Here is a 21,081-nt window from a genome sequence, read left to right on the forward strand (position 1 = left end):
CACGCCTGCCTTTTCTCCCAACGACCGACGCTCAAGGTAATCGCCCATGACTTCATTTTTCGCCCCACGAACCCTGGTGAGCCTGTGCCTGGCGTGGTCTGTCGGCTGCGTTGCCAGCCTGGCCCAGGCCGATGCCACGCTGGACCGGATCGAGCAACGCCACGCCATCAGCGTCGGGGTGATGCTCAGTGGTGCGCCGTTCGGCACCATCGACCCCAAGACCGGCGAGCACCTGGGCTACAACGTCGAGTTGGCCCAGGGCATCGGCAAGGCGCTGGGCGTGGAAACCCGGACGGTGTCGGTGCTGGCGCCGAACCGCGTGCAATTCCTGCAACAGGGCAAAGTCGACATCCTGATCGCCAACATGCAGTTCACTGAAGAGCGTGGCGAGATTCTCGATTACGTGCCGACGCCTTATGAAGAGGTCGGTGGCGCGGCGTTGATTCGCAAAGGCTCAGGCATCAGCCAGTGGGCCGATCTAAAAGGCAAATCGGTGTGCGTGTCCCAGGGCAGCAACTTCATCAAGCCCCTGCAGGAAACCTACGGCGCGCAGATCAAGGCGTTTCGCAGCCAGTCCGAGTCGCTGTTGTCGTTGCGCGGCAATGGCTGCGTGGCAGCGGTGCACGTGAGCCCGACCCTGCATGCGCTGTTGAGCGAAGCTGAATGGGCAGGCTATGAAATCCCGCTGTCGGGGGATCTGATTCCGTCGAATTCGGTGATCTGGCTGCGAAAAGGCGAGCACGATACCCAGGCAAAACTTGATGCCATCGTGCGCGAGTGGCACCGCAGCGGCTGGCTGATCGAACTGGGCGAGCGCACCGGCATGGCGCCGTCCCAGGCCCTGCGCGACCTGCATGCCAAGTACAGCAATGCCGTCCCCCTGGCCGCGCAACCATGAGTCAGTCGTTGTTTGTGGCGTTGCAGGCACTGGTGGGCGACAGGTATGTGCAGGACGGTGAAGAGGCCGCGCCGTACCTGACCGACAAGCAGGGTCGTTTCGTCGGCCAGGTGATTGCCGCTGTACACCCAGCCAGTACCGAAGAGGTCGCTGCGGTAGTCCGGGCTTGCGCCGCCACCGATACACCCGTGGTGGTGCAGGGCGGCAACACCGGACTGATGGGCGGCGCCACCCCGGACGCCAGCGGCCGCGCCGTGTTGCTGTTGCTCGACCGAATGAATCGGGTTCGCGCCGTGGACACCGACAACGACACCCTGACCGTCGAGGCGGGCTGCATCCTGCAAACCGTCCAGGACGTTGCCCGCGGAGCCGGTCGCCTGTTTCCCTTGAGCCTCGGGGCCGAAGGCAGTTGCACCCTCGGCGGCAACCTGGGCACCAACGCTGGCGGCACCGCGGTGCTGCGCTATGGCAATACCCGCGAACTGACTCTGGGCCTGGAAGTCGTGACTGCCCAAGGTCAAATCTGGAACGGCCTGCGCGGCTTGCGCAAGGACAACACCGGCTACGACCTGCGGGACCTGTTCATTGGCAGCGAAGGTACCCTCGGCATTATCACCGCTGCGACCCTGAAGCTGTTTCCACTGCCCAAGGCCCAGGCTACCGCGCTACTGGCGTTCGACTCGTTGGAGCAGGCAGTGGCCTTGCTATCCCACGCCCGCGCCGGTTTTGGTGCCAGCCTGACGGCGTTCGAGTTGCTCAGTGCCGAGTGCCTTGCGCTATTGCACGAGCAGTTTCCCGACGGGCCCCGACCTTTCCCTGGCACTCGCTGGCCTTGGTTCGCGCTGTTGGAACTGTCCGATAACCACAGCGAAAGCCATGCACGGGAAGTCTTCGAGCAGGTGCTGGGTGAGGCCTTCGAGCAGCAGTTGCTGGCCGATGCGCTGATCGCTGAAAACCTCGTCCAGAGCCAGGCGTTCTGGCAGTTGCGCGAAAACATGAGCGATGCGCAAAAGCGCGCCGGTCGAAACATGAAACATGACATCTCGGTACCGATTTCCCAGATCGTGGCGTTCGTTGCCCATACCGATGCTCTGCTGCAACAGCATTTCCCCGGCGTGCGGCACTACACCTTCGGACACCTGGGCGACGGCAACCTGCATTACAACGTTGCCCATCCGCTGGACTCCACGGTTGATGCGCACATGGCCCATTACGCGGCGCTCAGCCAGTTGGTCCACGACAGCGCCCATGCCCACGGTGGCTCGATCAGCGCCGAACACGGTATCGGCCAGCGCAAGGTGAATGTACTGGGTCGCTACAAAAGTGCGGTGGAACTGGATCTGATGCGTCGAATCAAGCAGGCGTTGGATCCGCGCAACCTGCTCAACCCGGGCAAGGTCCTGGAGGAAACGCGGCCATGACCCTTTACCTGTCCAAGCGCGTGCAACGGGTCTCGTTGTCAGCCAATGCCGCCGCCAAAGCCCGGGCCATGGCCCTGCGTGAGGCCGGTCGCGACGTCCTCGACCTGACCACCGGCGAGCCGGATTTCGATACGCCGGCGCACATCAAACAGGCCGCCTATGCCGCCATTGCCGCTGGCGCCACCAAGTACACGCCGACGCCGGGCGTGAAGGCCTTGCGTGTGTCCGTGCAACGCAAGCTGCGCACGGAAAACCAGTTGGACTATCCGCTGGAGTCCATCGTGATTGCCAGCGGTGCGAAACAGATCATCTTCAATGCCTTCGCCGCCACCCTCGATGACGGCGACGAAGTGTTGGTGCCGACGCCGTACTGGCCGTCCTTCCCGGACAGCGTGCGCTTCAACGGTGGTGAGCCGGTGTTCATCGAATGCGGGTTGGAGCAGGGCTGCAAGCTCACGCCGCAACAGCTTGAGCAACACATCGGCGAGCGCACGCGCTGGCTGATCCTCAACAGCCCCGGCAACCCCAGTGGCGCGGTGTACAACGAGGCCGACCTGCAAGGCTTGGCCCAGGTGTTGCGGCGCTATCCCCACGTGCTGATTCTGCTGGATGAACTCTACGAGCATATTCGTTTCGACGGGCGTGCGGCCCAGAGCCTGCTCAACGTCGCGCCGGATTTGCAAGCACGCTGCCTGCTGGTGGGCGGGGTGTCGAAAACCTATGCCATGACCGGCTGGCGCATCGGTTTCGGTGCCGGGCCGCAGGCGTTGACCGATGCCATGACCGTGGTGCAATCGCAATCCACCTCCGGAGCTTCTTCGGTCGGCCAGGCAGCGGCGTTGGCGGCGTTCGACGGTGGGCTGGATTTTCTTGCGCAGCAGGTCGCGGCCTATCGTCAGCGCCGTGATGTGCTGGTGAATAGCTTGCGCAACATCGAAGGTCTTGAGGTCCTCGAGCCCCAAGGTGGTTTTTTCGTCTTTGTGCGCTGCGCTGGGTTGCTGGGGCGCTATCGCCCGGACGGTCGGCGCCTGGAGCACGATGCCGATGTCGTGGCGTACCTGCTGGACGAAGGTGTCGCTGGCGTTGCGGGCAGTGCTTATGGCTTGTCGCCGTGGTTTCGCCTGTCCATCGCCACGGCGACCGAAACCGTCGTCGAAGCGGGCCGCCGTATTGCCTTCGCCTTTGGGCAATTGAGGGACGAACCATGAGTCATTGGCTGGAGAAATTCGTTCATTGGAGCGCCGGGCTCGGCCTCAACTACAATTTTTTGCTCGATGCCTATCAGCGCGGCACGTTGGAGCAGGGCGCGTTGACCACGGTGCTGTTGTGCCTGCTGACCATTGTCGGCAGCCTGCTGGCGGGCGTCGGTCTGGCGGCGCTGTTGATCTCGGGCAAGCCCTGGCTCGCCAGGCCTGCGCGGGTATTTGTCGAAGTCACCCGCAACACGCCAACCCTGGTGCAGCTGTATTGCGCCTTCCTGGTGCTGAACATGCTGCTGACCGAGGCCGTCGGTGCGGCCAACCCGCTGACACCCTTCGCCTGGGTGGTGATCGTGATCTCGCTGCACAAGGGCGCGTTCCATGCCGAGGCGCTGCGGGCCGGTATCGAGGCGGTTCCCACGGTGACCCTGGAGGCGGCCAGTTCGCTGGCCTTCAACAACCGCCAATTGTTATGGAACGTGCAACTGCCCCTGGCCTTGCGTTTTGCCTTGCCGTCGCTGATCAACAACCTGATCGATCTGGTGAAAATGACCGCCGTGGCCTCGGCCATCGCCGTGGGCGACATCACCTACGCGGCCATCATGATCTGGACCCAGAGCGATAACGTGCTGGAACTGATGATCCTGATCCTGGGTTTTTTCGGCCTGTTGAGTTTCACCGTCAATTGCGTGGGGCGCTACCTCGAAGCGCGCCTGAGGATGCCCGGCTATGGCCATTGATTCGTCTGTCATCGCGCCGCTGGCCTGGCCGCGGCGACATTTCGGCAAGGTGCTGCTGGGGCTGGTGACGTTGTCCTGGCTGGTGTATGTCGCCCCGCACAGCCCGGTGCTCAAGGCGTTACTGCAATGGTCGCCGGCCCTGGCCGCAGGGTTCGGTCAGAACATTCTCATCAGCCTGCTGGCCATCGGGCTGGGTTCTGTCGCGGGGCTGTTGGTCGGCGCGATGGTGCTGTCGCCCCTGCGCCTGCTGCGCTGGCCGGCGCGGATCTGGGTGCAGATATTCCGCAACGCGCCCTGGCTGGTGCTGATCTATTTCACCACGTATGTGTTCCCGTTCGAGATTCGTATCGGCAGTGCCTATGTCGCGTTCCCCGATTGGGTCAAGGTCACCCTCGGCCTGGCCTTGCCGGCCAGCGCCAATGTCGCGGAAATCTTCCGTGGTGCTATCGCCTCGATCCCCAGCACCCAATGGGAGGCAGCGCGGTCCCTGGCGTTCACCCGTGGGCAGATTTTCCGCTCGATCATCCTGCCGCAGTGCTTCAAGCGCATGTTGCCGCCATGGATGAACCTCTACGCGGTGATCACCATGGGCACCGCGCTGGCGTCTCTGGTGGGCGTGCATGACGTGATCGACACCGCGCAGATCGCCAGCAACACCGTGAACCTGACCGGCTTCACCGTGGTGATCTACCTGAGCCTGCTGGTGCTGTTCTTTGCCTATTGCTACCCGATTTCCCGTCTTACCCAATACCTGGAGCGACGTTATGCCTTCTATTGAAACCGTCGCCGAACCCCTGGTCAGCCTGCGCGACCTGCACCTGTCGTTCGGCAGCAACCCGGTGCTCAGGGGCATTGACCTGGATGTACGCCGTGGCGAGGCCGTGTCGATCATCGGCCCGTCCGGCTCGGGCAAGTCGACGATCCTGCGCTGCATCACCGGCCTGTTGCAGCCCCAGCGGGGCAGTATCCGCGTCGGTGCCACCGAGGTTCACGCGCTGGCTCAGGAAGCCCAGCGTATCGAATTGCGCAAGCGCGTCGGGTTTGTGTTCCAGCAGTACAACCTGTTCCCGCATCTGTCGGTCCTGGAGAACCTGGTGATTGCGCCGCGCAAGGTCCTGGGCCGCAATCGGGCCGCCGCCGAAAAAGACGCCCGTGCTTTGCTCGCCAAGGTGCGCATGGAGCACAAGGCTGACGCCTACCCGGGGCAGCTCTCGGGCGGCCAGCAACAACGGGTGGCGATTGCCCGCGCCCTGGCGATGCGTCCGGAGCTGATTCTGTTCGATGAAGTGACCTCGGCCCTGGATCCGGAAACCGTTGGCGAGGTGCTGACGGTGATTCGCGAGCTGACCGAAGAGGGCATGACCTGTGTACTGGTCACCCATGAAATGCGCTTCGCCGAGGAGATCAGCGATGTCGTCTATTTCACCGAAAACGGCGTGATCGTCGAGCACGGTAGCGCCGAGCGGATTTTCCAGCACCCCACCAGCGAGCGCACCCGGGAGTTTCTGCGCCATGCCTTGGGTGACCCGGGGCGACGGCCGCCCATCGCCGATGATCCTTACCTGTTGACCAACCTGAGTCGCTACAGCCTGTCCGTCTGACTTTTTGAAAAAAATGGAGCCCGCCTCATGAGTATTTTCAACCGCCCAGATGTCATCGAAGACTTCCTGCAGAAAGTGCGCGTCATCCACCAGCGCGATGTCGACCGCGCCGCGCTGGCGGAGATCGTCGCCCTGCTGGAAGGCCTGGCCGAGCGCCGCGACTTGTTCAACTTCGACACCTTCCCCGCACCAGTGCCAGGGCAGGGCAGCACTGCGTTTCGCTATCGCCTCAATGACGACGGCGACACCCCGACGCTGTATCTGAACTCGCTGTTGCCGGGCAAAAGCACGCTGCCTCACAACCACGAAACCTGGGCGATCATCAGCGCCGTCGAAGGCCAGGAAATCAACTACGTCTACACCCGCGACGATGAAGGTCGCGAGCCTGGCTACACCACGTTGCACCTGGAAAAAGAAGTGGTGGTGCAGCCCGGTACGTCCATCGCGTTCCTGGGTGACGACCTGCATGGCATTCGGGTCGCAGGCGAACAACCGACCCTGCATTTCCATCTCTATGGCTTGCCACTGGAATCGCTCAACGGCCGTTACGGCGTCGAAGCTGACGGGCGAATCCTCAATTACAACGCCTCGCAAATGGCGCCGTCGATCAAGGCCTACACCCACTGACGCGACTCGCGTTCCAGTCACTCCATTTTTCCAGCGGGACTCCCATGAGCCAGACCCTAACGCCCCAGCAGTTGCAGCAGTGGTTGTTCGACGGGCAGGAAATCGCCCTGTTTGATGTGCGCGAGCACGGCCAGTATGGCGAAGCCCATCTGTTTTTCGGGGTGAACCTGCCCTATAGCCGTTTGGAGTTGGAAGCGCGGCGGCTGGCGCCGAACCTCCAGGTTCGGTTGGTGCTCCATGATCAGGATGGCGCAGGCCTGGCGGCACGTGCGGCGCAACGCCTGCAAGCGTTGGGTTACGCCAATGTGCACATCCTGGAGGGCGGCGCCGATGGTTGGCAGGCCGCCGGCTATCAGCTGTTTGCCGGTGTGCACGTGCCGTCCAAGGCCTTTGGCGAACAGGTGGAGGCAGTCCGGCACACGCCTCACGTCAGCGCGCGCCAACTGGCGCAATGGCAGGCCCAGGGTGAACCGTTGGTGATACTCGACGGCCGTCCGTTGGAGGAGTATCGCAAGATGACCATTCCCGGTTCGATCTGTTGCCCCAATGGCGAGCTGGGCTACCGGGTGCACGACCTGGTGCCGGACGAGCAGACGCCGATCGTGGTCAATTGCGCCGGCCGGACCCGTAGCATCATCGGCGCCCAGACGCTGATCGACCTGGGGTTGAAAAACCCGATCTATGCCTTGGAAAACGGTACGCAAGGCTGGGACCTGGAGGATCTGCAACTGGAGCATGGCAGCGAGCGTCGCTATGCCGACCAGGTGTCAAGCAACGCGCTGCCGGGGCAGCGTTTGGCGGCGACACGACTGGCCGAACGGGCCGGTGTGCCTACGGTCAAGGCTACCCAGGTCGAGCAGTGGGCAGCGGGCACTGGGCGCAGTCTGTTTCTCTGCGACGTGCGCACCGCCGAGGAGTTTGCCGCCGGCACGCTGCCGGGAGCGCAGCACACGCCGGGCGGACAGTTGATTCAATCCACCGACCTGTATATTGGCGTGCGTCAGGCGCGGGTGGTGTTGTTTGACAACGACGGCGTTCGCGCACCGATCATCGCCAGTTGGCTGCGGCAGTTGGGGCATGAGGCTTTTGTATTGTCGGGTGGGTTGAGCAGTGGCTTGGCACTACCGGTTCCAGCAATCGTCGCACCTGAAGAACTGCCGCTGATCAGCGTGCGGGCCTTGGCCGATGCCCTGAAGGATGACGCGGTGGCATTGATCGACCTGCGTTCGAGCAGGGCGTATCGCAAGGGGCATATTGCCGGGGCGCGCTGGTCGATCCGGCCGTTATTGGCCCGTGCGCTGGCGGGGGAGCAGCGGCCGCTGGTGTTGGTGGTCGACGATCCCCGACTCGCGGCCCTGGCGGCCCTGGAGTTGCCTCACGCTGAGGTCCGTTTGCTGGACGGCGGTCCAGATGCCTGGCGCTCGGCGGGCCTGGCGCTGCAAGAAGGCGCCGACACATTGCCGGATGCACAGTGCATCGATTTCCTGTTCTTCACTCACGACCGCCACGCTGGCAACAAGGACGCGGCGCGCCAATACCTTGCGTGGGAAATCGGCCTGCTGGCGCAAATGAACGACGAGGAAATCGCCAGCCTCAAGCCACTGCACGGAACGCTTCAAAGCACTGTCGAGGCGCGACTGCGCACCCGTCTGGTCCATGGCGCGCGCACTGAAAGGGGCGCCGGTGCCAGGGCCGTCAACGTACCGGTCAGCCGCCTGAGCACGGTGCTGTTCGACAACCTGGCACAGATGCGTGACGCCCGCTCCCGGCGCGACAGCGAGCGAGTCCTGAGTTATGGCGCCCGGGGCAATCCGACGGCCTTCGCCCTGGAAGACCTCGTCACTGAGCTGGAAGGTGGCTATCGCACTCGGCTGTTCGGCACCGGGTTGGCTGCCGTGGCGCAAACCTTCCTGGCCTACCTGCGGCCTGGCGATCATGTGCTGATCACCGATGCGGTGTATGCCCCGGTACGGCGTGTGGCCCGGGACTTCATCGAAGCCTTCGGCATACAGGTCGACTACTTCGCCCCCGACGGCAGCGACCTGCCCGGACGGCTGCAAGCCAACACCAAAATGGTCTACACCGAAGTGCCCGGTTCATTGCTGTACGAACTCTGCGACTTGCCAGCTATCGCCGCACTCTGCAAGCCGCGGGGCATCCTGCTGGCAGTGGACAATACCTGGGGTTCGGGCGTGCTGTACCGGCCGCTGACATTGGGCGCCGACATCTCGATCATGGCCCTGACCAAATACCTGAGCGGACACAGCGACGTGGTCATGGGCAGTGTGTGCACTCGGCAGCAGGCTTGGCCGGCACTGGCGGCCATGAGCGACACCTTCGGCAACACCGTCAGCCCCGACGACGCCTACCTGATCCTGCGCGGCGCCCGCACCCTCGCGCCACGCCTGGACACGCATGAGCGCCAGGCACTGGAAATCGCCCATTGGCTGCAGGCGCAGCCGCAGGTGAAACGGGTCTTCCATCCGGCACTGCCCGAGCATCCCGGTCATGCGCTGTGGCAGCGGGATTTCAAGGGTAGCAATGGGTTGCTGTCCTTTGAACTACGCGAAAATGACGACGCCTATCTGGAGCGATTCATCGACGCATTGCAGGTGTTCGGGTTGGGTGCATCCTGGGGTGGGTTCGAGAGTTTGGTGACCGTCGCTGATACCAAGGACCGGCAAAGTGCCGAGGATCGGACGTTGAATCCGGTGGTGCGCTTGCATGTGGGGTTGGAGGATGTCGAGGTATTGGTCGAGGACCTGCAGCGGGGGTTTGCGCAGGCTGCTTCCAGTGCATCGATGGCTTGAAGCTCCGTGGGGGTAAGGCGTCCAACATCGATTGCGAACTGCCCCGGCGCTTTCGCGAGCAAGGTTGTGCACCCCACCACAAAACCTATCAACAATGGGCTACCAAATCCCCGGCCAACCGCTACCATTGCGCGCTGATCTCCCAATACCCCGGACCTCACCTTCATGAAATTGCGCCTGCTGACCGCCGCCTTGTTTTTCACCTGCACCCTGACTCACGCCGCTGAATCGAAACCCGTTCCGAAAGCCCTGGAAGTACAGATCGGGCACTTGGTAGCGCTCATCAAGGACAGCTACGCCACCGGCTACCCCGAAGCAACGCTGGTGCAGACGCTGGACACCGGCGAAGACAGCCAGGTCACCCTCGCGGTCTTCACCGTCGAGGGTTTCGGTATGGGCAACAACTACAGCCAATATCTGGCGGCCTTTACGCCCGAAGAGAACGAGGAGGGCGTGCCGCATTACAGTCTGTTGGACGTGATGCGCATCGGTGGCGACAGCTGGCGTGCCATCGACAAACTGGATGCCAAGCTGGTCAGCGATCCGACCGGTGAGCAGACCCTGATCGACATTCCCGTGATGGAGAATACCGACGAGGACGCGCCGAACTTCCCAAGCAAAGCCGCGGTGATTCACCTGTCGCTGGACGGATCACAGGCAGTGCGGTTGGTTGAGATCAAGTAAGTCGGATTTATGTGATTGCGATATGAGTGCTATGTCATTGGCATGGTTTATCGATTAATGCAGCAAGGTTAATTTGTTTCTCTACGATATCAATCGAGAGGAAAGCCAAATGACTCTGCGTTCAACCGGTAGCCTTTGTTTTGCGCTATGCGCGGCGGCGCCTTTTGTCGACGCCGCCAGTACAGAAAGCACCAGCGCGTCCCGGACTTCGCAACAGATCAGCCGAGCCGGCAGCCAGGCCGCGGTCGCAGGCCCGGCGGACTCTTTCACCGGGCGCGTGCGGGTCGATCCGCTGTTCCCGGCAACCGATGAAATCAATGCCGCCGGCGCCTACGTCAGCTTCGAACCGGGCGCGCGTTCGGCCTGGCATACCCATCCCGCCGGACAACGCTTGGTGGTGATTTCCGGTGTCGGCCTGACGCAGGAATGGGGCAAGCCCGTGCAGCAGATCCTCCCGGGCGACGTGATCGTCTGCCCGCCAGGCGTCAAGCACTGGCATGGCGCCGCGCCGACGAGCGCCATGACCCACCTGGCCGTGACTGGCACGGTGGAGGGCAAAAACGTGGAGTGGCTGGAGAAGGTCAGCGAAGAACAATACAGCGCCGCTGGAGTGTCGACGCCATCGACCAAGCCGGATGCCGTGGCGGTTTCGCAAACCCTATCGACCAAGCAGCAAGCCATCCCGCTGATTGCCGCCGCCATGGCGACGAGCAACATGCCCGGCCTCAATACCGCCTTGAATCAAGGGCTGGATGCCGGCCTCTCCGTCAGTGAGGCGAAGGAAATCCTGGTGCAGCTTTACGCCTACAGTGGCTTTCCCCGCAGCCTCAACGCCCTCGGCGAATTGATGAAAGTGGTGCAGGCGCGCAAGCAACGCGGCGTCCAGGACGACCCGGGGCGCGAGCCCGTTCGCCTGATCCCTACCGGCGATGCGCTGCTGGCGGCGGGCAAGGCCAATCAGACGCGCATTGCCGGTGCGCCCGTCCAGGGACCGTTGTTCGACTTCGTCCCAGTCATCAACCAGTACTTGCAGACGCACCTGTTCGGCGACATTTTCGAGCGTGACAACCTGGACTGGCAAAGCCGTGAGCTGGCGACAGTCGCCGCGCTGGCGGTCACCCCCGGTGTGGAGTCACAACTGCGCTCGCACATGGCCGCCAGCCTGCGCGTCGGCTTGAGCGCCGCGCAACTGCGGCAACTGATCCAGCTACTGGGCGAGCAGGGCGATGCCGCCGCGGCCAAGCGCGCCGCCGAAGCATTGGACACCGTCCAGGCCAGTCAACCCTCGTAGCGCAAGGCTTCGCGCAGCAGCGTGAAGGCCGGTGAACTTTGGCGGCGATTGGGATAGTAGAGGTGGTAGCCGGAAAACGGCTCGCACCAATCTTCCAGCACCCGAATCAACCGGCCTTGCGCGACGGCGTCCTGCACCAGGTCCTCCGGCATGAAGGCCAACCCCAAGCCTTGCAGCGCTGCCTCCAGGCGCATCGCGATGGTGTTGAACACCAACTGGCCTTCCACCCGGACGTTCAATTCCTGCCCCTGTTTCTCGAACTCCCAGACGTAGAGGCCGCCATGGGTCGGCATGCGCAGGTTGATGCAGTTGTGCGCCGTAAGGTCGTCTGGGATGACCGGCTTGGCATGCCGGGCGAAATACGCGGGCGAGCCCACTACCGCCATGCGCATGTCAGGGCCGATGCGCAGGGCAATCATGTCCTTGGCCACCTGCGGACCCAGCCGCACACCGGCATCGAAACCCTCCGCGACGATATCGGTAAAGCCATAGTCGACGATGATTTCGATGTTGAGGTCGGGATGATCAGGTAGCAGCCTGGCGAGAACGGATTGCAGGATCGTGATCGCGGAGTGCTCACCGGCAGTGATGCGCAGCTTACCCGCCGGTTTATCGCGAAACTCACTGAGCATTGCCATCTCGTTATCGATCTCTTCGAACCGCGGCGCGACCACCCGCAGCAGGTGTTCACCGGCTTCGGTCGGGGCGACACTTCGAGTGGTTCGCGACAACAACCTGACCCCCAGCCGCTCCTCCAACTGACGCATCGCCCGGCTCAGCGCCGGTTGCGACATGCCGAGTTTGGCCGCTGCGCGGGTGAAGCTGCGCTCCTGGGCTACGGCGGCGAAGATGGCGAGTTGGTCGTAGCGTTCGGTGGTCATTGATCCGTCTCTGGTATGAGCAGGCTTGGATTATGACATCTATTGTATTAATTGGCTGAGCCATTTGAAGTTGGGATCTGCCTGGAAAATTGACTGCTATAGTCCACTGGCACCCCCTGATGAACTTGTTGTACGTGAGGCGCTAAGCGCTATAAAAAATTATTTAAGTTGGCTAATTGTTATATCGAACAAGGAGAGGGGCGATATGCGTAGGGCCATGGCATTTCTGGTACTGTTGATGAGTGCCTCGAATACACTTTTTGCGAGTCAATTTACAGGAGAGCTGAAGCTACTCCCTGAAGGCTGCCAATTTACCAAGGAGCGAAAGTGTCAGTTAGGATCGATGCTTACGTTCAAATCGCCAAATGGCTTGGTTTGGCAAACCGATATTTGGAAAGCAGGCAATCATGAGTCAGGAACCACGGATGGCGCGTCGATCCCCAAATGGGCGCAACCTATAATAGGCGATGCTTACGACGCGTCTTTCTTGAAAGCGGCAATTGTTCAGGATCATTATTGCTACGAAGAAAATCGGGTCCGGTCGTGGGTTGAAACGCATCGGATGTTTTATTACGCGCTCATCGATCTTGGTATTGATAAAGTCAAGGCGAAAACAATGTATTTTGCCGTCTTTACTTTTGGACCTCACTGGAGGGATGTTGTCGAGGGAGAGAAGTGTGGTGAAAATTGCATCAAGACTTTAGCTCCTTCTGGACTGGTTTCAGAAGAAAGCCAACTCAATTGGGATAATTCAATAACGACGACACAAAACTTCAAGGCGGCTCTTGAGGCGGATCCGAGCATGAGTCTCAATGAAATCGAAGCTTATGCCGAATCGGCCAAGCCAAATGATTTTTACGTTGGCCAGGGGAGTACGTATGTTCCCGAGGGCGTGAATGATCCCAATTTATTACAGAAATATTAGTCGAGTGGAGAGGGCGATCCAAGATCGTTCATTTCCCCTCGCTCCGCAGCTTGCGCCCGCAACCGTCTCCCAATCATATCGCACCCGTCGCGCAGCGCTTCGGTGGGGGAATGGTTGAACGAGCTTGTCGTAGGAATCGACGGAGCGAATATTCCCCATTGACTTGCAGGACATTTCCTAGAAAATTCCAGCCTCTTGCGCCTGCTGATTCCGGTGCCTAGTCTTTGTCCACCGCTGCCAGTTTAGCGGTCGGGTTTAGCAGCTCGGAGTCACGTTAGGCGCATGGCAACTGCCTTCAGTGCGGGCATTTTTATTGCTCGAATTCTTATGGCGGCTGTGCGCAGGGCATCCTCGGGTGCGCCGGTTTCCTAACGTACCGGTCTGCTAACCTGCGCACGGCTGCCACCCACTCGTTTAGCAGCGAACGTGGCGGCTCCCACTTACGTTAGGAGCACTCCATGGACAAACTCATCCCCGACCCACCCGTTCCACCGCTGCACCTGGACATCGCAGCCGACGCCAACGCCGAACGCGTTATCGATTCCTATCTGAACCCCAAGCCCGCCCAGCCTGACAAGAAGCCACCTCCGGAGCAGCTATTCACCGTCGTGGAGGATGTCGATGCTGAAAGCCTGTTGGCCAATCTCAGCGAAACCTTGGCCTCCGCCAATGCCATGGCCGGCGATTTGGCGTTCGACCTGGAGGATTCTCGACGGCATGTTGCACTAGGGTTGCAACAGTTGATCGAGCTGGGTCAGCTATTGGCAAACCGGGCGCTGGATGTCATCGACCCTAGATAGACGTTCGTAACTGGCGTGGGATAGACCCCATTTTTCCAAGATAAATCGGGTCGGAAGCAGAGCAGCTTCCGACCCAAAACACCCGCTTGCAGATCATCCCCAAGCGCTCAGCGCTCATACCTGATCCATGTCCTCCGTCACCCCCCGGTCCTCACCCAGGAATCCGCCACTCTGATGGTGCCACAGCCGCGCATAAATACCGTTCTTGGCGAGCAATTCAGCGTGGGTACCCTGTTCAATGATGCGTCCATCATCCATGACAATCAGTCGATCCATCGCCGCAATCGTCGACAGTCGATGAGCAATGGCGATGACAGTTTTACCCTGCATCATTTCATCGAGGCTTTCCTGGATGGCCACTTCGACTTCCGAATCCAGCGCACTGGTCGCCTCGTCGAGGAGCAGGATCGGGGCGTTCTTGAGCATCACACGAGCAATTGCGATGCGCTGGCGCTGGCCGCCCGAAAGCTTGATGCCGCGCTCGCCCACCAAGGTGTCGTAGCCGCTATGACCCTGGCGGTCGCTCAGTTGGCTGATGAACTCATCGGCCTGGGCATTGGCCGCGGCTCGGCGGATTTGTGCGTCGCTGGCATCGGGTCGGCCATAGGCGATGTTGTCGCGAATGGAGCGGTGCAGCAGGGAGGTATCCTGGGTGACCATGCCGATGGCGCTGCGCAGGCTGTCCTGCGTCACGTGGGCAATGTCTTGCCCGTCAATGCGAATCTGCCCGCTGTCGACATCATAGAAACGCAGCAGCAAGTTGATGAGCGTGGATTTGCCCGCGCCGGAGCGGCCTACCAGGCCGATTTTCTCGCCCGGGCGAATGTTCAGGCTCAAGCCATCGAGCACCTGGCGTTCACCGTTGTAGTTGAAGCTCACCTTGTCGAAGGTGACCGCTCCGCCAGTGGTCGCCAGCACCGCGGCGTCCGGCGCATCCTGCACCTTGGGGCCGCGGGTCAGGGTGGCCATGCCGTCCTGCAAGGTGCCGATGCTCTCGAACAGCGAGGTCATTTGCCACATGATCCAATGCGACATGCCGTTGATACGCAACGCCATGGCGGTAATCGCCGCCACGGCACCGGCGCCGACGTCACCCTGGTGCCACAGCCACAGTGCATAACCGCCTGCAGCCATGATCAACCCCACCACCAACGCTTGGTTGACGATTTCGAATTGGCTGACCAGGCGCATCTGGCGAAAGCCGGTCTGCTTGAAGTCCTCCATGGCCGCGCGCGCGAAGTGCGCTTCACGGTTGGAGTGGGAGAACAGCTTCACGGTGGTGATGTTGGTGTAGGCGTCGGAGATCCGTCCGGTCATCGAGGAGCGCGCATGGGCCTGTTCCTGTCCGACTTTGCCCAAGCGGGGCACGAAGTAGAGCATGGCCAGCCCGAACAACACGATCCAGGCCACGAAAGGCAGCATCAGTTTCAGGGCGAAGCCGCCGGCCAATGCGATGATCGCAATGAAATACACGCCGATGCCGGGTGCGATCTCGATCAGAGTGAACAGCACGTCGCGCACGGCCAGCGCAGTCTGCATCACCTTGGTGGTGACCCGGCCGGAGAACTCATCGGAAAAAAACGACAGGCTTTGGCGCAGCATCAGGCGGTGAAAGTCCCAACGCAGCCGCAACGGCAGATTGATCGCCAATACCTGGTGCTGCACCATGGTCCGCAATGCCACCAGCCCGATGCTCGCCACCATGACGATGCCCATGCCCCATAGCACGCGACTTTCCTGCGCCGCCGCCTCACCACCGGCTTGCCAGGTCGAGAGCAGATCCACGACCTGACCGAGGAAGGAAAACAGCCAGGCTTCGTAGATCGACACACCGGCGCTGAGCAGCGCAAACGCAAGGATATAGCCGCGGGCGCCCCGTGTGCACGCCCACAGAAACCGAGCCAGGCCTTCGGGTGGCGGCGGTACCTCGTCGGGCGGGAAGGGGTCGAGTCTTTGTTCAAATACGCGAAGCATGGGGGTCTCCAAAACGATCAATTAAGGAGATTCTGCCATTTAAAGGTGGCTTTGAGGGTTCTGTGGCGCCGCTGTCGAATTGACTACTCTCAGGGATGGGAACTCATCCGGCCCCGGATCGCCATGCGCAGACAACCCCAGGCGATGAATCCGAGGATCAACACCTCGGCCATGCCCACCAGCAGGTTGAATGAGAAGGTGAGCGGTTGCTCGGCCCAGTAGAAGGTTGTCGTGCCCGTTCGACCGCCGACACGCAGCCGCCCGGCAAACAGAGCGGGCACCAATGCGATGACGCGACTCAGCTCCAATAGTGCCAGGAAAACACCCATTAGAAGGAGCAGGGCGCGTGCGGGCGTGCCGAGTTTTTCGGTGGATTCATGGGAACGCGTGAGCCCCTTGGCTTTGCGCTGCCTGGCTTCCCTCACCGTTTTACCGCTGGTTGGGGCTGGAGCAGGCCTGTAGATTGCCTTCTTCACACCCGCCGCCGAGCCCGCCACGACTTCGGTGGGCACTGCCACGTTCAGGTAGTCGGCCAGCTCACGCAGCCATACGTCGGTGCGTTGACTTCCCGGCACTACCGGAACGTTGTCGGTCGTCAGGCGGTGTTCGCTGCCATCGCGCATCACCAGCCACAGCTGGGTGTAGGCCGGCTCGGCATCTTGGCAGCGGCGAAGTTCGAGGCATTTGGGGGTATCGATTCTAAAGACCGAATGCACACGCTCGCGGCGCCCAAAAAAGTTTCGGGTGCGGCGCTTGCCTTCACCGTCGTGTCGCGATAACAGCAAGGTCTCGTGGATGCCGGTGTACACCATCAGGAGCAGGCCGAGTGCGGGAATCAGCAGCAACCCGAGCACGATCAGCAGTGAGGACAGTGGATCGACGTCAATCAGCGGCGTGCCCCCATCAGCGATCACAAATACGGCGAACGCCACCGGCAAGATGAAGGCAAGCGCGCCTGTCAGCAGCACGAAGGCGCTCTGCACCCGGTTGCGCGAGTGGATGTGCAGGTCATCCTGGGCGGTGCGCTCGAAGCGATGTCCAATCAACATGCAGATCTCCTGGTGCGCCGCTTTTAGATCGATCAAGGGGACGTGACAATCGGTTGCACGTCGCAGGCCTGGATCGTGTTTTACGCCGCGCAGAATACCTCATGCCCAGACATAATCACTCCGCACTCAACTCCCACAACACATCCAGCACATGTTGCGTAGGCCGTTCGATCTCCTGACTGCGGTGGGCGATACCCAGTTGACGCCACAATAAGGGCTTTAGTGGCCGCATGACGATCCTGTTATCGAGCAATGGCGTGGCCGCCTCATGGGGCAACAACGTCGCACCATATCCTGCCGCCACCAGACTTTTGATCGCGTCGTTGTAGTTCAGTTGAATACGCGGCGCAGGCTGTTGCCCATCACTGGCGAACCACTCCGCCGTCAAGCGCGAAAGACGCGTGGTGCCGTCATTCAAAATCAACGGCTGAGCGGCCAGCCAAGCGGGGGTCACAACTTCCGGGGACTCCCAGTGAGCCGGCAGGAACGCCATGACCGGGTCCCGTCGCCACGGCTCGATCCGCAAGCCCTTCACCGGCGGCTGCGGCAGCGCAACCAAGCCAACCTCCAAAGCGCCCTCGGCAAGTTTCTTCAAGGTTTCCTGGGAGGTGAGCACCGCGACTTGTACATCGATCGCGGGGTGGCGTTGGCTCAATGTCTCCAACGCATGCGGCAGCAACTGTGCGATGGCCCCTGTGGAGGCGCCTAACCGCACACGCCCGGCCAACCCTTGAACCTGACGTTCAACGTCTTCAAGCGCCTGCTCTGCGTCCGCCAATAGGCGCCGCGCGCGTTCCACCAATGTGTTCCCTATCGCTGAAGGCTGAACGCGCCCGCGCGTGCGCGACAACAGCTTGCCGCCCACGCGCGCCTCCAGGTCGGCGATATGCAGACTGACGGTGGGTGGTGCAAGGTGCAGCGCACGGGCGGCCTCGGCAAACGACCCCAGGTCGGCAATCGCTACCAAGGTGCGCAGACGGTCGAGGCTGATTTCGCGCATGAGGGATTCCTTGTTCAGAAAAACTGAATTTCATCGTTTATAAATTCAACTTTTCCTATCTTAGAGCCTCGCTGAAGATTGGGCTCCTGATTTCCAATGTCCGAGAGCATTCCATGGCAAGTCCCCTTGTATTCATCGATGGCGACCAAGGCACCACCGGGCTGCAAATCCATCAACGTCTGCGCGAGCGCAGCGATCTGCGGCTTTTCACCCTCAGCCCTGAACATCGCAAGGATCCGCAACGTCGCGCCGAAGCCATCAACCACTGCGACATCGCGATTCTCTGCTTGCCCGACCAAGCCGCACGCGACGCGGTAGCGACCATCGAAAACTCCGCCGTTCGGGTGATCGATGCGAGTTCGGCGCACCGCACCCACGCAGACTGGACCTATGGATTCGCAGAGATGAATCCGCAACAGGCCCAACGCATCGCCGCCGCGCGCCGGGTCAGCAATCCCGGTTGCTACCCAACGGGGGCGATCGGGTTGCTGCGTCCATTGCTGGAGGCCGGATTAGTGCCCAGGGATTACCCGCTGAACATTCATGCTGTGTCGGGTTATTCCGGAAAAGGACGCGTCGGCGTGCAAGAGCATGAGGGCGCAGGCGCAGCACAGGCGTCGGCGTTTCAGGTCTATGGGCTGGGGCTGGCACACAAGCATATTCCGGAGATTCAGCAGCAAAGCGGACTGACGGAGCGGCCGATGTTCGTGCCGGCCTATGGCGCTTTTCGGCAGGGGATCGTGCTGACCATTCCCTTGCAAACCCGATTGCTGGCGCCAGGCGTGAGCGCGGTGCAGTTGCATGGATGTTTGATGCAGCACTACGCCGATGCGCGCCATGTACAGGTGATGTCGATGCAGGAATCCAAGGAGATGACGTCCCTTGATCCTCAAGCGCTTAACGGAACCGATGATTTGCGATTGTCGGTGTTTGAGAATGATGAGACCGGGCAGGTTTTGCTGGCTGCGGTGTTTGACAATCTTGGGAAGGGCGCCGCTGGCGCGGCGGTGCAGAATCTGGACTTGATGCTTGCAGGCGCATGACCGCGCAAATCAGCTCGCTGCCCTGACTTCAATGGGTAGCGGGAATATTCTGTTTGGGCATGAAGAATCGAGCAAAGAGCTCAGATTGTGACTTGATATTTAATTTTGCGTAAATGTTGCGGCGGTGAACTTTTATGGTCTCCGCCGAGAGGGACAGCTTTCCGGCTATCTCTTTATTGGAGAAGCCGCTGAGCAATAAACGGAGTACATCACTCTCGCGTGCTGTTATTTGGGTGCCAAGCTGATTGACCGTTTCCGGCCACAGAGGCGGTTCAGCCGGAGTTTTCTCTACGTCAACTTCATAGCCCATGCGCTGATGCATTAATGCAGTCACCCACGGCTTGATGATGTCAAGCATGGTTATTTGTTCTTGGCTAAAGCGAACTTTGCTGCCGATGGAAATGCACAACGTTCTGTCGGGGTCGAGCTGGACATTGTACTGTGCCTCATCCATGGAAATGTATTGTGCAAAATACTTGTGGTAGTACTCGGTTTCAAGAAAGTATGCCGGTGCAATATCCAATAGATGGAAGAAACCACTCTGTGGATTTTCCCGATTGGCTATATAGAACGGATCCAGCAAGTAAAGACCTTTCACATAGCGATGAATGAATGCGTCGACTTCTTCCGCGTCTGCTATCTCAGGAAGGCTAACGACCTGCACGTGTTGATTGCTGAAAATCAATACAACCCAATTATCGATCTGTACATACTCATTTAATGTGCGAACAAGTGAACTCCAGAAATCTGGACGATTCAGCTGCATGATCAGCTTTCCAATCGATCGATGCCAAGCCAGGCTGTGGAGGTCAAACGGCATTTTCTACCCCTTTAGGGTTAGGGATTCGCAGGTCAAAGGTAAGTATTCGTAGGTATTTACTATTCGGTAACACCCGGTATATTCACTGCCAGGGTTAACGATGGCCATGAGGGCATATCGTCTTGACAAGGATGTTGCATGAGAAAGTCACATTTGCGAACCATTTTTTCCGCCTCGCTTCTCTGTGCAGGGATAAGCACATCAGTAGCGGCTGTAGAGCCCGGGATGTATCTGTATAACTGGTTCGGGTTGCTTGCGCCGGAGACGCCAAAGGAGTTTGAACAGGAAACTGGTACGAGCGTGCATATGGATGCGTTCGACAGCGCCGAAATCATGCAGAGCAAGGTCATGGCTGGGCGCACCGGTTATGACGTGGTTGTGGCGACCTCCAATGTGTTGCCCAGCCTGATCCAGGCGGGAGTCCTTCAGCCGTTGGATCGTAGTCAACTGAGTAACTTTTCACATATTGATCCTGAGCTCTTGGCCCAGCTCGCGGTCAATGACCCTGGTAACCGCTACGCCGTACCTTATCTATGGGGCACTACCGGCATTGGTTATGACGTTGACAAAGTCAGGGTGGCATTGGGTGATAGTGCTCCGGTGAATAGTTGGGACCTGATCTTCAAAGAAGAAAACATTAGCAAGCTCCAGTCATGTGGTGTGGCAATGCTTGACTCTCCAAGTGAGATCATTTCCATTGCCTTGAATTACCTTGGACTCCCTAGCAATAGTAAGAACCCGGAGGATTACCAGAAAGTCCAGGCCTTGCTGTTGAAAATCCGTCCTTATGTCCTATATTTCGACTCATCCAGAATCGACGCCGACCTGGCTGACGGCAATATTTGTGCAGTTGTGGGATGGGCCAATGGTGCCCTTGCGGCACAGGCCATCAACGAGAAGACCAACACGGGGCGCAAGATCGCCTACAGCCTGCCTCGCGAAGGAGCGCTGTCCTGGTCGGAGAATCTGGTTTTGCTGAAAGATGCTCCCCATCCCAAGGAAGGCATGACGTTCATTAATTATATGATGCGACCAGAAGTTATCGCCAAGACCTCAAACCACACGCTATACCCTAACGCCAATAAGGATGCCGCCGAGTTTGTCGAGCAGAAGCTGCGAGACAATCCTTGGATTTATCCAGACAAAAAAACGGTCGCAACACTTATTCCTCTTGAGCCACTGCCATTGAAGTTGGAGCGGATCCGCACGCGGATCTGGACCAAAGTGAAGAGTGGTGTCTGATCTGACTTGATTTGCATGTCTGGAAAGTAAGACGCAAACGCCGATATACAGGGATGCTGGGCGGGTGGGTGAGTAC

19 protein-coding genes are annotated in these 21,081 nt (G+C 60.1%); 14 read left to right on the top strand and 5 right to left on the bottom strand.

Features of this window, described 5'->3' with window-relative positions:
• The first annotated feature begins 46 nt into the window (after window positions 1-46).
• The 10 genes from KGA89_RS13380 (at window position 47) to KGA89_RS13425 (ending at window position 11,271) form a co-directional block, all read left to right on the top strand.
• Window positions 47-898 carry a transporter substrate-binding domain-containing protein gene (locus tag KGA89_RS13380; protein WP_223471802.1) on the top strand — a complete coding sequence of 284 codons (852 nt, stop codon included), beginning with the start codon at window positions 47-49 and terminating at the stop codon, window positions 896-898.
• Entirely contained in the window at window positions 895-2,319 is a 1,425-nt protein-coding gene (locus tag KGA89_RS13385) for an FAD-binding oxidoreductase (RefSeq protein WP_223471803.1), read from the top strand. The genes KGA89_RS13380 and KGA89_RS13385 overlap by 4 nt, the downstream gene beginning before the upstream one ends.
• Window positions 2,316-3,527, top strand: coding sequence for an aminotransferase class I/II-fold pyridoxal phosphate-dependent enzyme (locus tag KGA89_RS13390; protein WP_223471804.1), 1,212 nt, complete (start codon window positions 2,316-2,318; stop codon window positions 3,525-3,527). Before KGA89_RS13385 ends, KGA89_RS13390 begins: the two co-directional genes overlap by 4 nt.
• Complete coding sequence (locus tag KGA89_RS13395; protein ID WP_223471805.1) at window positions 3,524-4,258, top strand: amino acid ABC transporter permease; 735 nt, start codon at window positions 3,524-3,526, stop codon at window positions 4,256-4,258. The genes KGA89_RS13390 and KGA89_RS13395 overlap by 4 nt, the downstream gene beginning before the upstream one ends.
• Window positions 4,248-5,036 carry an amino acid ABC transporter permease gene (locus KGA89_RS13400; protein WP_223471806.1) on the top strand — a complete coding sequence of 263 codons (789 nt, stop codon included), beginning with the start codon at window positions 4,248-4,250 and terminating at the stop codon, window positions 5,034-5,036. Before KGA89_RS13395 ends, KGA89_RS13400 begins: the two co-directional genes overlap by 11 nt.
• Window positions 5,023-5,859, top strand: a complete 837-nt coding sequence (locus KGA89_RS13405) for an amino acid ABC transporter ATP-binding protein (RefSeq protein ID WP_223471807.1) — start codon at window positions 5,023-5,025, stop codon at window positions 5,857-5,859. Before KGA89_RS13400 ends, KGA89_RS13405 begins: the two co-directional genes overlap by 14 nt.
• Window positions 5,860-5,886: 27 nt before the next feature.
• Entirely contained in the window at window positions 5,887-6,486 is a 600-nt protein-coding gene (locus KGA89_RS13410; protein WP_223471808.1) for a cysteine dioxygenase, read from the top strand.
• 44 nt (window positions 6,487-6,530) lie between these two features.
• On the top strand, window positions 6,531-9,296 hold the full coding sequence (gene metC / locus KGA89_RS13415) for a cystathionine beta-lyase (RefSeq protein WP_223471809.1): 2,766 nt from the start codon (window positions 6,531-6,533) through the stop codon (window positions 9,294-9,296).
• A 165-nt stretch (window positions 9,297-9,461) separates the two neighbouring features.
• Complete coding sequence (locus KGA89_RS13420; RefSeq protein WP_223471810.1) at window positions 9,462-9,980, top strand: hypothetical protein; 519 nt, start codon at window positions 9,462-9,464, stop codon at window positions 9,978-9,980.
• A 109-nt stretch (window positions 9,981-10,089) separates the two neighbouring features.
• Window positions 10,090-11,271, top strand: a complete 1,182-nt coding sequence (locus KGA89_RS13425; protein ID WP_223471811.1) for a cupin domain-containing carboxymuconolactone decarboxylase family protein — start codon at window positions 10,090-10,092, stop codon at window positions 11,269-11,271.
• Here the strand turns inward: KGA89_RS13425 and KGA89_RS13430 are convergent.
• The gene (locus KGA89_RS13430) at window positions 11,259-12,152 is read right to left on the bottom strand and encodes a LysR family transcriptional regulator (RefSeq protein ID WP_223471812.1); all 894 of its coding nucleotides are present in this window, start codon (window positions 12,150-12,152) and stop codon (window positions 11,259-11,261) included. The genes KGA89_RS13425 and KGA89_RS13430 overlap by 13 nt on opposite strands.
• A gap of 205 nt (window positions 12,153-12,357) precedes the next feature.
• On the opposite strand from KGA89_RS13430, the gene KGA89_RS13435 reads away from it, so the two are divergent.
• Both KGA89_RS13435 and KGA89_RS13440 read left to right on the top strand, forming a co-directional pair.
• On the top strand, window positions 12,358-13,077 hold the full coding sequence (locus KGA89_RS13435; RefSeq protein ID WP_223471813.1) for a DUF1353 domain-containing protein: 720 nt from the start codon (window positions 12,358-12,360) through the stop codon (window positions 13,075-13,077).
• Between the two features lie 458 nt (window positions 13,078-13,535).
• Window positions 13,536-13,877, top strand: a complete 342-nt coding sequence (locus KGA89_RS13440; RefSeq protein ID WP_013693177.1) for a DUF6124 family protein — start codon at window positions 13,536-13,538, stop codon at window positions 13,875-13,877.
• Between the two features lie 114 nt (window positions 13,878-13,991).
• Here KGA89_RS13440 and KGA89_RS13445 read toward each other — a convergent pair whose 3' ends face one another.
• The 3 genes from KGA89_RS13445 to KGA89_RS13455 all read right to left on the bottom strand — a co-directional run bounded on the left by KGA89_RS13445 (window position 13,992) and on the right by KGA89_RS13455 (window position 17,900).
• The gene (locus KGA89_RS13445) at window positions 13,992-15,851 is read right to left on the bottom strand and encodes an ABC transporter ATP-binding protein (protein WP_028237060.1); all 1,860 of its coding nucleotides are present in this window, start codon (window positions 15,849-15,851) and stop codon (window positions 13,992-13,994) included.
• 89 nt (window positions 15,852-15,940) lie between these two features.
• Complete coding sequence (locus KGA89_RS13450; protein WP_223471822.1) at window positions 15,941-16,900, bottom strand: hypothetical protein; 960 nt, start codon at window positions 16,898-16,900, stop codon at window positions 15,941-15,943.
• Between the two features lie 115 nt (window positions 16,901-17,015).
• The gene (locus KGA89_RS13455) at window positions 17,016-17,900 is read right to left on the bottom strand and encodes a LysR family transcriptional regulator (protein ID WP_223471814.1); all 885 of its coding nucleotides are present in this window, start codon (window positions 17,898-17,900) and stop codon (window positions 17,016-17,018) included.
• A 113-nt stretch (window positions 17,901-18,013) separates the two neighbouring features.
• Between KGA89_RS13455 and argC the strand changes: the two genes are divergently transcribed.
• Window positions 18,014-18,943, top strand: coding sequence for an N-acetyl-gamma-glutamyl-phosphate reductase (argC, locus tag KGA89_RS13460; RefSeq protein WP_223471815.1), 930 nt, complete (start codon window positions 18,014-18,016; stop codon window positions 18,941-18,943).
• 28 nt (window positions 18,944-18,971) lie between these two features.
• On the opposite strand, the gene KGA89_RS13465 is transcribed toward argC, so the two are convergent.
• Window positions 18,972-19,763: a helix-turn-helix transcriptional regulator gene (locus KGA89_RS13465; protein WP_053162497.1), complete on the bottom strand. Its 792-nt coding sequence runs from the start codon at window positions 19,761-19,763 to the stop codon at window positions 18,972-18,974.
• Between the two features lie 138 nt (window positions 19,764-19,901).
• On the opposite strand from KGA89_RS13465, the gene KGA89_RS13470 reads away from it, so the two are divergent.
• Window positions 19,902-21,005, top strand: a complete 1,104-nt coding sequence (locus tag KGA89_RS13470) for a polyamine ABC transporter substrate-binding protein (RefSeq protein WP_223471816.1) — start codon at window positions 19,902-19,904, stop codon at window positions 21,003-21,005.
• The last annotated feature ends 76 nt before the right edge of the window (window positions 21,006-21,081 follow it).

The organism is Pseudomonas sp. A-RE-22, assembly GCF_019956035.1.
Lineage (GTDB): Bacteria > Pseudomonadota > Gammaproteobacteria > Pseudomonadales > Pseudomonadaceae > Aquipseudomonas > Aquipseudomonas brassicacearum.

What these genes read in the sequence shown, in the direction of transcription:
- KGA89_RS13420 (WP_223471810.1), top strand. Translation starts at nt 9,462, where the DNA reads ATGAAATTGCGCCTGCTGACCGCCGCCTTGTTTTTCACCTGCACCCTG.
- KGA89_RS13400 (WP_223471806.1), top strand. Translation starts at nt 4,248, where the DNA reads ATGGCCATTGATTCGTCTGTCATCGCGCCGCTGGCCTGGCCGCGGCGA.
- metC (WP_223471809.1), top strand. Translation starts at nt 6,531, where the DNA reads ATGAGCCAGACCCTAACGCCCCAGCAGTTGCAGCAGTGGTTGTTCGAC.
- KGA89_RS13465 (WP_053162497.1), bottom strand. Translation starts at nt 19,763, where the DNA reads ATGCCGTTTGACCTCCACAGCCTGGCTTGGCATCGATCGATTGGAAAG.
- KGA89_RS13440 (WP_013693177.1), top strand. Translation starts at nt 13,536, where the DNA reads ATGGACAAACTCATCCCCGACCCACCCGTTCCACCGCTGCACCTGGAC.
- KGA89_RS13395 (WP_223471805.1), top strand. Translation starts at nt 3,524, where the DNA reads ATGAGTCATTGGCTGGAGAAATTCGTTCATTGGAGCGCCGGGCTCGGC.
- KGA89_RS13445 (WP_028237060.1), bottom strand. Translation starts at nt 15,851, where the DNA reads ATGCTTCGCGTATTTGAACAAAGACTCGACCCCTTCCCGCCCGACGAG.
- KGA89_RS13455 (WP_223471814.1), bottom strand. Translation starts at nt 17,900, where the DNA reads ATGCGCGAAATCAGCCTCGACCGTCTGCGCACCTTGGTAGCGATTGCC.
- argC (WP_223471815.1), top strand. Translation starts at nt 18,014, where the DNA reads ATGGCAAGTCCCCTTGTATTCATCGATGGCGACCAAGGCACCACCGGG.
- KGA89_RS13430 (WP_223471812.1), bottom strand. Translation starts at nt 12,152, where the DNA reads ATGACCACCGAACGCTACGACCAACTCGCCATCTTCGCCGCCGTAGCC.
- KGA89_RS13385 (WP_223471803.1), top strand. Translation starts at nt 895, where the DNA reads ATGAGTCAGTCGTTGTTTGTGGCGTTGCAGGCACTGGTGGGCGACAGG.
- KGA89_RS13435 (WP_223471813.1), top strand. Translation starts at nt 12,358, where the DNA reads ATGCGTAGGGCCATGGCATTTCTGGTACTGTTGATGAGTGCCTCGAAT.
- KGA89_RS13405 (WP_223471807.1), top strand. Translation starts at nt 5,023, where the DNA reads ATGCCTTCTATTGAAACCGTCGCCGAACCCCTGGTCAGCCTGCGCGAC.
- KGA89_RS13410 (WP_223471808.1), top strand. Translation starts at nt 5,887, where the DNA reads ATGAGTATTTTCAACCGCCCAGATGTCATCGAAGACTTCCTGCAGAAA.
- KGA89_RS13390 (WP_223471804.1), top strand. Translation starts at nt 2,316, where the DNA reads ATGACCCTTTACCTGTCCAAGCGCGTGCAACGGGTCTCGTTGTCAGCC.
- KGA89_RS13470 (WP_223471816.1), top strand. Translation starts at nt 19,902, where the DNA reads ATGAGAAAGTCACATTTGCGAACCATTTTTTCCGCCTCGCTTCTCTGT.
- KGA89_RS13380 (WP_223471802.1), top strand. Translation starts at nt 47, where the DNA reads ATGACTTCATTTTTCGCCCCACGAACCCTGGTGAGCCTGTGCCTGGCG.
- KGA89_RS13450 (WP_223471822.1), bottom strand. Translation starts at nt 16,900, where the DNA reads ATGTTGATTGGACATCGCTTCGAGCGCACCGCCCAGGATGACCTGCAC.
- KGA89_RS13425 (WP_223471811.1), top strand. Translation starts at nt 10,090, where the DNA reads ATGACTCTGCGTTCAACCGGTAGCCTTTGTTTTGCGCTATGCGCGGCG.